Genomic DNA, 356 nt, shown 5'->3' with positions numbered 1-356 from the left:
GATGCAATCCGTATACTTCAGTTTCATCATGGCGTGTCCTACATGGAAGCCATGCGTTTTCTTGGAATGGTTCACTAATGGACAAGATCAACGAATACACAAGCGAGTACGTCTATTACGGCGACAACGGTGTTTACACACCGTCTGAAGCAGAGCGTGAAATGCTCGTAGACTTCGCTCATGGCCTTCTTGCAGAACTGTCTGAAGACATGCAGGTACGTGCCACAGCACTTCAGTATGCTTCCACTATCGGGCACGGTAATGTTACCGACCTGATCGCATCTGCTAAGCAGATCGAGGCGTACATCAACCATAACGTGCTTTCTTGAAAATAGAAATTTACCCCTCGCCTCTTG

General features: G+C 47.5%; 1 protein-coding gene. It reads left to right on the top strand.

The window, feature by feature from the left end; genetic code table 11:
• Nucleotides 1-329 (top strand): hypothetical protein (locus RMT89_RS41695; RefSeq protein WP_315888967.1); only part of this gene is annotated, 329 nt, incomplete at its 5' end.
• Nucleotides 330-356 lie beyond the last annotated feature (27 nt).

The sequence above is a fragment of the Streptomyces sp. P17 genome (assembly GCF_032436805.1).
Taxonomy (GTDB): domain Bacteria; phylum Actinomycetota; class Actinomycetes; order Streptomycetales; family Streptomycetaceae; genus Streptomyces.
This window is presented reverse-complemented; position numbering and strand designations above follow the sequence as displayed.